This is a genomic window from Rhodanobacter soli (genome assembly GCF_039523495.1).
GTDB classification, from domain to species: domain Bacteria; phylum Pseudomonadota; class Gammaproteobacteria; order Xanthomonadales; family Rhodanobacteraceae; genus Rhodanobacter; species Rhodanobacter soli.
This window is the reverse complement of the sequence record NZ_BAAAFK010000001.1, coordinates 1,923,541-1,935,410: the sequence shown is the minus strand read 5'-3', so window position 1 is coordinate 1,935,410 and position 11,870 is coordinate 1,923,541. Positions and strand designations below refer to the sequence as shown.

The 11,870-nt window shown below is 66.7% G+C and carries 10 protein-coding genes; 6 read left to right on the top strand and 4 right to left on the bottom strand.

Going from position 1 to position 11,870, the window contains the following annotated elements; translation table 11 throughout:
* Positions 1-8: 8 nt before the first annotated feature.
* Positions 9-1,475: a cytochrome-c oxidase, cbb3-type subunit I gene (gene ccoN, locus ABD024_RS08760; RefSeq protein ID WP_343851677.1), complete on the bottom strand. Its 1,467-nt coding sequence runs from the start codon at positions 1,473-1,475 to the stop codon at positions 9-11.
* Between the two features lie 228 nt (positions 1,476-1,703).
* Here ccoN and ispG point away from each other — a divergent pair, with 228 nt between their 5' ends.
* Complete coding sequence (gene ispG / locus ABD024_RS08755) at positions 1,704-2,963, top strand: flavodoxin-dependent (E)-4-hydroxy-3-methylbut-2-enyl-diphosphate synthase (protein WP_343851675.1); 1,260 nt, start codon at positions 1,704-1,706, stop codon at positions 2,961-2,963.
* Positions 2,964-3,068: 105 nt separating this feature from the next.
* Positions 3,069-3,896, top strand: a complete 828-nt coding sequence (locus ABD024_RS08750; RefSeq protein WP_343851673.1) for an HD-GYP domain-containing protein — start codon at positions 3,069-3,071, stop codon at positions 3,894-3,896.
* Here ABD024_RS08750 and aat read toward each other — a convergent pair.
* Genes aat through trxB form a run of 3 tightly spaced genes read right to left on the bottom strand, consistent with a single transcriptional unit; the run spans position 3,850 to position 6,757 of the window.
* Positions 3,850-4,587 (bottom strand): leucyl/phenylalanyl-tRNA--protein transferase, encoded by a 738-nt coding sequence (gene aat, locus ABD024_RS08745; RefSeq protein ID WP_343851671.1) that lies wholly within the window; start codon positions 4,585-4,587, stop codon positions 3,850-3,852. The genes ABD024_RS08750 and aat overlap by 47 nt on opposite strands.
* Positions 4,584-5,741 (bottom strand): GNAT family N-acetyltransferase, encoded by a 1,158-nt coding sequence (locus ABD024_RS08740; RefSeq protein WP_343851669.1) that lies wholly within the window; start codon positions 5,739-5,741, stop codon positions 4,584-4,586. Before ABD024_RS08740 ends, aat begins: the two co-directional genes overlap by 4 nt.
* 50 nt (positions 5,742-5,791) lie before the next feature.
* Positions 5,792-6,757 (bottom strand): thioredoxin-disulfide reductase, encoded by a 966-nt coding sequence (gene trxB, locus ABD024_RS08735; protein ID WP_343851668.1) that lies wholly within the window; start codon positions 6,755-6,757, stop codon positions 5,792-5,794.
* A gap of 212 nt (positions 6,758-6,969) precedes the next feature.
* Between trxB and ald the strand changes: the two genes are divergently transcribed.
* The 4 genes from ald (at position 6,970) to ABD024_RS08715 (ending at position 11,869) form a co-directional block, all read left to right on the top strand.
* Positions 6,970-8,034, top strand: a complete 1,065-nt coding sequence (gene ald, locus ABD024_RS08730; protein WP_343851667.1) for an alanine dehydrogenase — start codon at positions 6,970-6,972, stop codon at positions 8,032-8,034.
* A 26-nt stretch (positions 8,035-8,060) separates the two neighbouring features.
* On the top strand, positions 8,061-10,385 hold the full coding sequence (locus tag ABD024_RS08725) for a DNA translocase FtsK (RefSeq protein ID WP_425543136.1): 2,325 nt from the start codon (positions 8,061-8,063) through the stop codon (positions 10,383-10,385).
* 121 nt (positions 10,386-10,506) lie between these two features.
* Positions 10,507-11,172, top strand: coding sequence for an outer membrane lipoprotein periplasmic chaperone LolA (gene lolA, locus ABD024_RS08720; RefSeq protein WP_343851665.1), 666 nt, complete (start codon positions 10,507-10,509; stop codon positions 11,170-11,172).
* Positions 11,173-11,179: 7 nt separating this feature from the next.
* Positions 11,180-11,869 (top strand): YoaK family protein, encoded by a 690-nt coding sequence (locus tag ABD024_RS08715; RefSeq protein WP_343851663.1) that lies wholly within the window; start codon positions 11,180-11,182, stop codon positions 11,867-11,869.
* The last annotated feature ends 1 nt before the right edge of the window (position 11,870 follow it).

Genomic DNA, 11,870 nt, shown 5'->3' with positions numbered 1-11,870 from the left:
TGTCGTCCTCAACCGGCGGTGGGCAGCGGGGCGGGCACCTGATGCGGTACCGGCTCGGGGACCGGCACCGGGATCGGCTTGATCAGCCGCGCCCGCGCGTCCGCCGCGGTGTGCCACAGGTTCCATGCCATCACCACCATGCCCGACAGGATCAGCACGCCGCCGAACCAGCGGATCACGTACATCGGCTTGATCGCGATCAGGCTGTCCAGGAAGGCGTAGGTGAGCGAACCGTCGGGCTGCGTGGCGCGCCACATCAGGCCCTCGGTGACGCCGGCAGTCCACATCGCACCCACGTACAGCAGGGTGCCCATGATGTGCAGCCAGAAATGCACTTCCATGCCCTTGTGCGAATACATCTCCGGGCGACCCAGCGCGCGCGGCGCCATCGCGTAGAGCGAGCCGATGGTGATCATCGCCACCCAGCCCAGCGAACCGGAGTGCACGTGGGCGATGGTCCAGTCGGTGTAGTGCGACAGCGAGTTCACCGTCTTGATCGCCATCATCGAGCCTTCGAAGGTCGAGGCGGCATAGAACACCAGCGACATCACCATGAACTTCGCGGCGGGGTCGGTCTTCAGCCGCCACCACGAGCCGTTGAAGGTGAGCAGGCCGTTCGCCGCCGAACCCAGGCTGGGCATCAGCAGCACCAGCGAGAACGCCATGCCGACCGATTGCACCCAGTCGGGCAGGGCGGTGTACATCAGGTGGTGCGCGCCGGCCCACATGTAGACCGAGATCAGCGCCCAGAAATTGACGATCGAGAAACGGTAGCTCCACAGCGGCTGCTGCGCCTGCCGCGGCACGAAGTAATACATCATGCCGAGGAAGCCGGCGGTGAGGAAAAATGCCACGGCGTTGTGGCCGTACCACCACTGCACCATGGCATCGACCACGCCCGAGTAGATCGGGTACGACTTGAACAGCGACACCGGCAAGGCCAGGTTGTTGACGATGTGCAGCAGGCCCACCGCGATGATGAACGCGCCGTAGTACCAGTTCGCCACGTAGATGTGCTTGATGCGCCGGCGCGCCAGGCTGCCGAAGAACACCACGCCGAAGCTCACCCACACCACTGCGATCAGGATGTCGATGATCCATTCCGGCTCGGCGTATTCCTTGCTCTGGGTCATGCCCAGCGGCATGGACACCATCGCCAGCACGCAGACCAGTTGCCAGCCCCAGAACGTGAACGCGGCCAGCTTCTTGAATGCCAGCCGCGCGTGGCCGGTGCGCTGGACTACGTAGTAGCAGGTGCCCATCAGCGCCGAGCCGCCGAACGCGAAGATCACGCCGAAGGTGTGGTCGGGGCGGAGCCGGCTGAAGGTCAGCCAGGGGATCTCGAAATTGAGCGCCGGCCACATCAACTCGGCGGCGGCGTAGACACCGACCGACATGCCGATGATGCCCCAGACCGCCGCGGCCAGCAGGAACTGGCGCACGACCTTGTCGTTGTAATACTCGGTATTCGGCATGGGGCTTCCCGGCTGGATAACTGGACAATTCTAGGCGAAGCATGCGGTGCTGCATTGACTCCGATCAAGCTGCTGCGGCAATCCGTCCCTGTGCCGATGCCGCAGGGGCAGCCATGTGCGGCCGGCCGGCAGCCAGCGTGCGCCGATTTGCCACAGGACGGCAAGCCTGATCGGGTATCCTTGGCACTATCGCCGCGAACCATCGCGACCTGTATCCCGGTTGATTCCATGAGTGAGATGGCTACACAGAAACCGCGTCTGGCCGAGCCGGCGTCACGCCGGCCCAGCGTGGCCGTACAGATAGGCAAGGTGAAGGTGGGTGGCGGCGTGCCGGTGGTGGTGCAGTCGATGACCAACACCGACACCGAGGACCCGGCCAGCACCGCGAAACAGATCGCCGAACTGGCCCGCGCCGGCTCCGAACTGGTGCGTATCACGGTCAACACGCCGGCGGCTGCCGCGGCGGTGCCGCGCATCGCCGAGCGGCTGGCGATGATGGGCGTGGACGTGCCGATCATCGGCGATTTCCACTACAACGGCCACCAGTTGCTGGAACGCGAGCCGGCCTGTGCCGAGGTGCTGGCGAAATACCGCATCAACCCTGGCAACGTCGGTTTCGGCAAGAAGCATGAAAGCCAGTTTGGCGCGATCATCGAAAAGGCGCTGCGTTACGGCAAGCCGGTGCGCATCGGCGCGAACTGGGGCTCGCTGGACCAGGGCATGCTCACCGCACTGATGGATGAGAACGCGAACCGCGCCGAACCGTGGGATGCCTCGCACGTGGCGCGCGAGGCGCTGATCCGCTCGGCGCTGGATTCGGCCGCGCTGGCCGAGAAGATCGGGCTGGCACGCGACCGCATCATCCTGTCGTGCAAGGTCTCCGGCGTACAGGAACTGATCGCGGTGTATCGCGATCTCGCCGCACGCTGCGATTACGCGCTGCATCTGGGCCTGACCGAAGCCGGCATGGGTTCCAAGGGCATCACCGCATCCAGCGCCGCGCTGGCGGTGCTGCTGCAGGAAGGCATCGGCGACACTATCCGCATCTCGCTCACCCCCGAGCCGGGCGCCTCGCGCACCGGCGAGGTGATCGTGGCGCAGGAGCTGCTGCAGACCATGGGCTTGCGTTCGTTCACGCCGCTGGTCACCGCCTGCCCGGGTTGCGGCCGTACCACCAGCGAGTTCTTCCAGGAACTCGCCAAGACCGTGCAGGAACACGTGCGCGAGCAGATGCCGCTGTGGCGGGTGAAATACGACGGCGTGGAAAACCTCACGCTGGCGGTGATGGGCTGCATCGTCAACGGGCCGGGCGAGTCCAAGCACGCCAACATCGGCATCTCGTTGCCGGGCAACGGCGAGGCGCCGGCGGCGCCGGTGTTCATCGATGGCGAGAAGGCGATGACCCTGCGCGGCGACAACATCGCCAACGAATTCGTGGATATCCTCGATGACTACGTGGCGCGCAGGTATGCAGCGCGAACGGGCTGAGGCCGCTGTCACACCGCCACGGCAGGCGCTGATTCATACTTCCGCCTGCCCGCAAGAGGCGAGGCGTGCATGTCGTGGGCGGGATGATCCCGCCGGGGAGCCGTCGTGAGAATCAGCCCTCAGTCCCGTACCGTCCTGCTCTACGTGCTGCTGTCCGCGTTGTGGATCTGGCTGTCCGATCGCGCGCTGGACGCCCTCGTGCACGGTCAGGGCGAGCTGACCTTCCTGCAGAGCGTCAAGGGCTGGCTGTTCGTGGCCAGCACGGGTGCGTTGTTGTACTGGATGATCGGCCGCGACCTGCGCCGCCTGCAGGTGGCCAACCAGACCTTGCGCCACGGCCACAAGCAGGCGCTGCGCGTGCTGGTGTCGGCGATGGACATTCGGCACAAGGAAACCGGCGACCATTCCGACCGGGTGATGCGGATGGCCGCCGGCCTGGCCCGATTGGTCGGCGTACAGGGCGAGGCGTTGCGCAACCTGACCTTCGGGGCCTTGCTGCACGACATCGGCAAGCTGGCCTTGCCCGATGCGGTGCTGATCAAGCCGGGCAAGCTGGACGACGAGGAGATGGCGGTGATGCGCCGCCACCCGCAGCTCGGCTACGAGCTGCTGCAGCAGGTGGATTTCCTGCGCGATGCCGGCGATATCCCATATAGCCATCACGAGCGCTGGGACGGCGGCGGTTATCCACAGGGCCTGCGTGGCGAGGAGATTCCGCTGGCGGCACGCATCTTCAGCGTGGTCGACGTATGGGACGCGCTGATCACGGTGCGTGTGTACAAGCCGGCATGGCCGGAGCCGGAGGTGCTGGATTACCTGCGCGAGGTTGCCGGCAGCCAGCTCGATCCCGACCTGGTGGCGCTGTTCCTGGAGAACTACGACGGGCTCAAGGCGCTCGGTCGCTTGAACAAGGCTGGATCAGCCGTGGCGTGAAAGCGGCCCAGCTGCCGACCAGCCCGGGCAACTGGCCGAGCCGGGTGACCTGGCGCAGGAATTCCGCGCGAGGCATCTCGATCGCGCCCAGGCCAAGCGTATGCGGGTTGCTGACCTGGGTGTCGATCAGCGGGAAATCCATGTCACGCAGCAGGCGCGCCAGCGCAACCAGGGCGAGTTTCGAGCCGCCGCTTTCCACGCTGAACATCGACTCGCCGCAGAACAGCCGGCCAATCGCCACGCCGTAGATGCCGCCGACCAGGCGCTCGCCGTCCCACACTTCCACGCTGTGCGCATGGCCCAGCCGGTGCAGTTGGGCATACGAGTCGATCATCGCCGGGACCAGCCAGGTGCCGGCGTCGTTGGCGCGCGGCGCGGCGCAGGCGCGGATGACCTGGTCGAATGCCTGGTCGACGGTCAGCCGCCACGACTTGCCCTTGAGCTGGCGGCGCAGGCTGCGGTTGATCCGCAGGGTTTCGGTACGGAACACGCAACGCGGGTCGGGCGACCACCACAGGATCGGCTCATGCTCGCCGAACCACGGGAAGATGCCGAGGCTGTATGCCGCCAGCAACCGCCGGGGCGACAGGTCGCCGCCGAACGCGAGCAGGCCGTTCGGCTCGGTCAGCGCCTGACGCGGGTCGGGGAAACGATCCCAGAGTTCGGAATCCAGCAGCGGCAGCCTGTTCATCGTTCGACCTGGCCGTGAGCGGCATAAGGGCTGTGGCTTCGCAGCCCGGCGGCGTAAGCGTCGACCGCTTCGGCCTCGCTGGCAAGCGCCTTCGCCACCGCGGCACGGAAATCCGGGTTCACCAGGTAGTGGCGCGAATGCGTGCGTACCGGCAGGAACCCGCGCGCCAGCTTGTGCTCTCCCTGCGCGCCCGGTTCGAAGCGATCGAGCTGGTGTGCAATCGCGTGCTCGATGCCGCGGTAGTAGCACAGCTCGAAATGCAGGCCGGGCACGTCCACCGACGCGCCCCAGTAGCGGCCGTACAGTACGTTGCTGCTCTGCACGAACAGCGCCATCGCCACGATGGCCGCGCCGTCGCGGGCCAGGGCAAGCTGCGCGGTCGATCCCAGCGTGCCGAGCCGGCGGAAGAACGCGGCGGTCAGCGCGGCGTGGTTGCCCTTCATGTCGAAGGTGGCTTCGTACAGCGCATGCACGCGTTGCCATTCGTCGTCATCGAGCGTGTCGCCGCTGCGCCACTCGATGGCCAGTCCGCTCGCTGCTACCTGGCGGCGTTCGTGCAGGATGTTCTTGCGTTTCTTGTGATTGAGCGCGGCGAGGAAATCCGGGAAGTGGCGGTAACCGTGGTTGTGCCAGTGGAACTGCACGTCCGAGCGCGCCAGCCAGCCTTGATCGGGAACGTCGTCGTCGAACGCGGCGAGCTCGGCCGGCTGCAGGAAATTCGCGTGCACCGACGACAGGCCCAGCCGTTCGGCTTCGCGGCGCATCGCCTCGACCAGTTCGCGCTGCAACGATGGCGTGCGCACATGATTGCCGGCCAGCAGGCGCGGCCCGGGCACGGGCGAGTAGGGCACCCCGTTGAGCAGCTTCGGGTAGTACTCGCCACCGGCGCGTTGCCACGCGCTGGCCCAGCTCCAGTCGAACACGAACTCGCCGTGCGAATTGCCTTTCAGGTACAGCGGTGCGGCGGCGCGCAGGCGGCCGTCTTCGTACAGACCCACGTGATGTGCCTGCCAACCCCAGTCGGGGCGGATGCAGCCGCTGCGCTCCAGCGCATCCAGGAACGCGTGCGACACGAACGGGTTCGCGTCGGCGCGCAGGGCGTCCCATTCCGCGGCAGGCAGTTCGGCGATCGCGGCGTGGAAGCGGATGTGCATCGCGGGTGCGGTCTGGCTGTGTAGGAGCCCGCGAGCGGGCTCCTGCAACGTCAACCCGCGGGCGTCTGCTGGTCCAGCCAGCGTTCGGCATCCAGCGCGGCCATGCAACCGAAGCCGGCCGAGGTGACGGCCTGGCGGTAGATATGGTCGGCCACGTCGCCGGCGGCGAACACGCCGGGCACCGAGGTCATCGTGGCCATGCCATGCTGGCCGCTGCGGATCCTGATGTAGCCGTCGTGCATGTCGAGCTGGCCTTCGAAGATGCCGGTGTTCGGCGTGTGGCCGATCGCCACGAAGAAGCCGGTGGCCTCGATGTCGCGGGTGACGCCGGAGTTGACGTCTTTCACGCGTACGCCGGTGACGCCAGTGTCGTCGCCGAGCACCTCGTCGATGCTGTGGTTCCACACCAGTTCGATCTTGCCGGCGGCGGCCTTCTCGAACAGCTTGTCCTGCATGATCTTCTCGGCACGCAGCTTGTCGCGGCGATGCACCAAGTAGACCTTGCGGCCGATGTTGGCCAGGTACAGCGCTTCCTCGACCGCGGTGTTGCCGCCGCCGATCACCACGACGTCCTGATCACGGAAGAAGAAGCCGTCGCAGGTGGCGCAGGCGGACACGCCCTTGCCCTTGTACTTCTCCTCGCTCTCGATGCCGAGGTACTTGGCGGTGGCGCCGGTGGTGATGATCAGTGCGTCGGCGGTGTATTCGCCGGAATCGCCCTTGAGCCGAAATGGCCTTTGCTTCAGGTCCGCCGTGTGGATGTGGTCGAAGATCATCTCGGTGTGGAAGCGCTCGGCGTGCTCGGCCATGCGCTGCATCAGCGCCGGACCCTGCAGGCCCTCGACGTCGCCCGGCCAGTTGTCCACGTCGGTGGTGGTCATCAGCTGGCCGCCCTGTTGCAGGCCGGTGATCATGGTCGGCTTGAGGTTGGCGCGCGCCGCGTACACCGCTGCGGTGTAGCCGGCGGGGCCGGAGCCGAGGATCAGCAGACGGCTGTGTTTGGGGGCAACGCTCATGGTTATAATCCTTGGGTTTTCTGGTGACTTGAGTGGTTGTTCGCTCCAACCCCTGCGGCGGTTTCCCTTGGGGCCGCATCGGGCGATGACGACGGAGCGCACGACCCCCGAAGAATGGGGAATATGCGGCACCGATTCAAGGCATCGGCAGATCGGCGACCCTGCCGCGGCGATTGCACGATGGATTCACCCTCTCACAGGATTCCTTCTCCATGCGCATCGGCATTCCCTCCGAAACCAAGACCCTGGAAGGTCGCGTCGCCCTCATTCCCGCCGCTGCCGCCGACCTGGTGCGCCGTGGCCACGACGTGTTCATCCAGTCCGGTGCGGGTCTGAAAAGCGGCTTTACCGACGAGGCCTACGTCAGGGAAGGCATCCGGGTCGTGCCGGACGCCGCCGCGCTGTACGAGGCCGGCGAGTTGATCGTCAAGGTGAAAGAGCCGGTCGCTGGCGATCTCGCCTTGCTGAAGAAACACCATCTGCTGTTCTGCTACCTGCACCTGGCCGCCGAACCCGAGTTGACCAGGAGTCTTCTCGACATCGGCCTGACCGGTGTGGCGTTCGAGTCGGTGACTGAGAACGGCGTGCTGCCGCTGCTGCTGCCGATGTCGGTGATCGCCGGCCGCATCGCCATCCAGATCGGCACCACCCTGCTGCACCGCCCGCAGGGCGGCAAGGGCAAGCTGCTCGGCGGCATGGCCTCCACCCCGCGCGGCAAGGTCGTGGTGCTCGGTGCCGGTGCCGCCGGTGGCAACGCCGCCGCGCTGGCCGCCGCGGCCGGCGCCAACGTGGTGGTGTTCGACAAGCGCCAGGATCGCCTGGCCGAAATGATGGCGATGGGTCCGAACGTCACCGCGCTGTATGCCTACGAGTCGTCGGTGGCCGAGGAAGTGCGCGACGCCGACATCGTGGTCGGCGCGGTGCTGATCCCCAGCGCCCGGGCACCGCACGTGGTCAGCGAGGCGATGGTCAGGACGATGGAGCCGGGCAGCGTGCTGGTGGACATCGCGATCGACCAGGGCGGCTGCTTCGAGACTTCGAAGCCGACCACCTGGGAGAAGCCCACCTACGACGTGCACGGCATCACCCACTTCTGCGTGACCAACATGCCGGGCGCGGTGCCGCAGACGTCGTCGCTGGCGATTTCCGCCGCGATCCTGCCCTACGTGCAGCGTCTGGCCGCGGGTGACGAGTGGCGCCGGTTCGCCCCGCTGAATAGCGGCATCAATGTCGACGGCGGCAAGCTGGTGCATCCCGCGCTGCAAGGTATGCTCTGACCTTGGGCAGGAAAGGAATACCAAGAGTGGCGCGCAGCACGAACGTCAGGCAACAACCGAAGGAAGGCCTCAGCGAGGAGCTGAAGCGCCGGCTGCGTGAAGCCGGCGCCCTGCTGCTGCTGCCGCTGGCGCTGTACCTGCTGGTGTGCCTGTTCAGCTACAACCCGCACGACCCCAGCTGGACGAATGCTGGCCAGCTCGAACACGCGCGCAATTTCGGCGGCACCGTCGGTGCCTATATTGCCGACCTGCTGCGCTGGATCTTCGGCCTGGTCGCCTACTGCTTCCCGCTGCTGCTGCTGCTGCTGGGCGTGCAGGTGCTGCGCCAGCGCGGCGAGCAGGTGGTGCATCCGTGGGAGCCGGCGTTGCGCCTGATCGGCTTCGTGTTCTTCTTCATCACCGGCCCGGCGCTGCTGTACCTCAATTTCCATGACGAGCCGGTGCTGCCCCAGGGTGTGGGCGGCATCATCGGCGTGTGGGTCGGCGACGCCCTGCTCAGCGCGTTCGGTGACAAGGGCGCGCCGCTGCTGCTGCTGGCCGTGTTCCTGATCGCGGTAACCCTGGCCACCGGGTTGTCCTGGTTCAAGGTGATGGACCTGACCGGACATGGCGTGCTGAAGCTGCTCGACTGGCTCAAGGGCAAGCTGCGCGAGGCGCCGCAGGCGCTGGCCGCGCGGCAGGCGCGCACCGAGCGCGAGGTGGTCAAGAAGGCCGATGCGGTGCGCCAGGCCAAGCGCGAGCCGGTGCGCATCGAGGCGCCGCCCGCGCCGGTGACCAAGAGCGAGCGGGCCCGGCTCGAAACCCAGATTCCCCTGTTCGTCGGCGCCGCTGCGCCGGGCGAACTGCCGCCGCTGTCGCTGCTGGACGAAGCGCCGCCGCAGGGGCCGGGCTATTCCGAGGAAACCCTCGAAGTGCTCTCGCGCCAGGTCGAGTTCAAGCTGAAGGACTTCAAGATCGACGTGAAGGTGGTCGGCGCCTATCCGGGCCCGGTGATCACCCGCTTCGAGATGGAACCGGCGCCGGGCATCCGCGGCTCGCAGGTGTCCAGCCTGGACAAGGACATCGCGCGCGGCCTGTCGGTGGTCAGCGTGCGCGTGGTCGACGTGATCCCCGGCAAGAACGTGATCGGGCTGGAGATCCCCAACACCCACAAGCAGATCGTGTATCTGTCCGAGATCCTGCGTTCGGACAAGTACGACCAGCAGAAGTCGCCGCTGGCGCTGGCACTGGGCAAGGACATCGGCGGCAAGCCGGTGGTGGTCGACCTGGCCAAGATGCCGCACCTGCTGGTCGCCGGCACCACCGGCTCGGGCAAGTCGGTGGCGGTCAACGCGATGGTGCTGAGCCTGCTGTACAAGGCCAGCGCGAAAGACGTGCGGATGATCATGATCGACCCGAAGATGCTGGAGCTCTCGGTGTACGAGGGCATCCCGCACCTGCTGGCGCCGGTGGTCACCGACATGAAGGAAGCGGCCAACGCGCTGCGCTGGTGCGTGGCCGAGATGGAGCGCCGCTACAAGCTGATGGCCGCCGTCGGCGTACGCAACCTGGCCGGCTTCAACAAGAAGGTGAAGGACGCCGAGAACGCCGGCCAGCCGATGCTGGACCCGCTGTTCCGGCCGAACCCGGATATGCCGAACCTCGCCGCCGAACCGCTGGAGCCGCTGCCGTACATCGTGGTGTTCATCGACGAATTCGCCGACATGATGATGATCGTCGGCAAGAAGGTGGAGGAGCTGATCGCCCGCCTGGCGCAGAAGGCGCGCGCCGCCGGCGTGCACCTGATCCTGGCCACCCAGCGCCCGTCGGTGGACGTGATCACCGGCCTGATCAAGGCGAACATCCCCACCCGCATCGCGTTCCAGGTCTCCAGCAAGATCGACTCGCGCACGATTCTCGACCAGTCCGGGGCGGAGACCCTGCTGGGCTACGGCGACATGCTGTACCTGCCGCCGGGCACCGCCACGCCGGAACGCGTGCACGGCGCCTTCGTCGACGACCATGAAGTGCACCACGTGGTGGCCTGGCTGAAATCGCAGGGCGCGCCGAACTACATCGAGGGCGTGCTGGAGGAAGCGCAACCGACCAGCGACGGCAAGTTCATCAACGACTCGGGCCTGCCGCAGGAAGGCGAAGAGGGCGGCGATGCCGACACCCAGCTGTACGACAAGGCCGTGGCGATCGTCACGCAGACCCGGCGCGCCTCGATCTCCGGCGTGCAGCGGCACCTGCGCATCGGCTACAACCGCGCCGCGCGGCTGGTCGAACAGATGGAGCAGGACGGCGTGGTCAGCGCCCCGCAGCACAACGGCAACCGCGAAGTGTTGGCGCCACCTCCGCCAAAAAATTGAAACCGGCCTGACAGTGCCCGCCGGGCCAGGCCCGAAGAGCATCCCGCCAGCAGACTCCTACCGATCCGTTAAGCCGGCACTGTCCACAATCCACCGCCACCGCCACGTTCCGGGAAATCCGATGAAACGCTTCATGCTTGCCCTGTCCGCCGTCGTGCTGACGCTGTCGTTGAGCGCCGTGGCGCAGGCTGCCAGCGGCTCTGCGCGCGCCCGACTGGATGCGTTCGCCACCGGCCTGCATTCGCTCACCGGCCACTTCAACCAGATCCTCACCGACATCAACGGCCACGCCAGCAAGAACAGCTCCGGCACGCTGGCGCTGCAGGCACCGCGCCAGTTCCGCTGGGACACGCTGGCGCCGTACCAGCAGACCATCGTCGCCGACGGCAGCCGGGTGTGGATGTACGACCCCGAACTCGAACAAGTCACCGTGCGCGTGCAGAGCACCGAGGAAGCGCACAGCCCGCTGACCGTGCTGACCGATCTCAAGCAGATGGACAAGGACTTCAAGGTGGTCGAGCAGGGCGACCATGACGGCCTGCTCTGGCTGCGGCTCAGCTCTACCGCGAAGGACCCGCAATTCGACTACGCCGACCTCGGCTTCGACGCAAACGGTCTGGCCCGCATGACGTTTCGCGACCAACTCGGTTCCACCACCGACATCCGCTTCTCCGCCTGGCAGCGCAACGCGCCGGTTCCGCCGGCCACCTTCAACTTCGTGCCGCCGAAGGGTGCCGACGTGATCGGCGATGCACCGGTGATCGACGTGCAGCCGCTCAAGGACTGATGCGGTCATGACCGTGCTGCGCCGATTGCCACGCTGGGCCTGGATCGGCGGCGGCATCCTCGCCTTCATCGCCGGCATGGTCAATGCCGCCGGCTACATGGGTTTTCGCCACCAGTCGATCACCAACCTGACCGGATCCACCAGCCTGCTCGGCATCGCGGTGGGTACCGGCGACGGTGGCGAGACGTGGCACTGGCTGCTGTCAATCGGCGCCTTCGTGGTGGGTGCCCTGCTCAGTGGCCTGATCGTGCAGCAGCACACGCTGAAGCTTGGCCGCCGCTACGGGGTGGCGCTGGTGCTGGAGTCGTTGCTGCTGTTTGCCGCGGTGCCGCTGCTGGACGTCGGCAGCTCGTTCGGCCTGGACCTGGCCGCGATGGCGGCCGGGTTGCAGAACGGCATGGCCAGCACCTACAGCGGCATGGTGTTCCGCACCACCCATGTCTCGGGCATGTTCACCGACCTGGGCATCTACATCGGCCAGCGCCTGCGCGGGCTGGAAGTGGATACCTTGCGCATCCGCGTCTGCCTGCTGGTGGTCAGCACCTTCACCTGCGGCAGCGCGGCCGGTGCGTTGCTGTTCCGCGTGCTCGGCGAGCGTACCCTGCTGATCCCGGCCGTGCTCACCGGCCTGTGCGGCGTCAGCTACGGCATCTACCGCCAGTACACGATAACGTGGGGCAGCGACGCCGCGGGTTGAC

Excerpts from the sequence above, each read along its gene's own strand:
- ABD024_RS08740 (WP_343851669.1), bottom strand. The coding sequence starts at position 5,741 with ATGCACATCCGCTTCCACGCCGCGATCGCCGAACTGCCTGCCGCGGAA.
- trxB (WP_343851668.1), bottom strand. The coding sequence starts at position 6,757 with ATGAGCGTTGCCCCCAAACACAGCCGTCTGCTGATCCTCGGCTCCGGC.
- ABD024_RS08715 (WP_343851663.1), top strand. The coding sequence starts at position 11,180 with ATGACCGTGCTGCGCCGATTGCCACGCTGGGCCTGGATCGGCGGCGGC.
- ald (WP_343851667.1), top strand. The coding sequence starts at position 6,970 with ATGCGCATCGGCATTCCCTCCGAAACCAAGACCCTGGAAGGTCGCGTC.
- lolA (WP_343851665.1), top strand. The coding sequence starts at position 10,507 with ATGAAACGCTTCATGCTTGCCCTGTCCGCCGTCGTGCTGACGCTGTCG.
- aat (WP_343851671.1), bottom strand. The coding sequence starts at position 4,587 with ATGAACAGGCTGCCGCTGCTGGATTCCGAACTCTGGGATCGTTTCCCC.
- ccoN (WP_343851677.1), bottom strand. The coding sequence starts at position 1,475 with ATGCCGAATACCGAGTATTACAACGACAAGGTCGTGCGCCAGTTCCTG.
- ispG (WP_343851675.1), top strand. The coding sequence starts at position 1,704 with ATGAGTGAGATGGCTACACAGAAACCGCGTCTGGCCGAGCCGGCGTCA.